This window comes from Citrobacter sp. TBCS-14 (genome assembly GCF_005280805.1).
GTDB lineage: Bacteria > Pseudomonadota > Gammaproteobacteria > Enterobacterales > Enterobacteriaceae > Citrobacter > Citrobacter gillenii.
The window spans coordinates 1-260 of sequence record NZ_SZWM01001306.1; the positions used below are offsets into that span (position 1 = coordinate 1).

Annotated in this window: 1 pseudogene; it reads right to left on the reverse strand. The window is 51.2% G+C overall.

Annotation, left to right across the window (positions count from 1 at the left end):
- A pseudogene (locus FDX22_RS27500) lies at nucleotides 1-260 on the reverse strand (Lon protease family protein); the annotation flags it as partial.

Consider the following 260-nt stretch of genomic DNA (forward strand, 5'->3'; position numbering starts at 1 on the left):
CCAGTCAGCATTAACCACCTGAGTTAACGTCGCAAAGTTGTCGTCTGCTTTCTCTGCTGCGCGGTAACGAATAGTGTGGCCGGATACATCGTAATGCCCCCCGGTTAACTTATCGGCATCCGCATGCAAGGTACGTGCAGCCGTTGCAATAAGATTGAGATACTCAAGCTCTTCGGGCGCTTTCACCAGCATAAACGAGGACGTAGCCCAGTGCTGAAGAAGTTGCTCTAGCGCGAATTGTAAACGTGGCTGAGTATCAC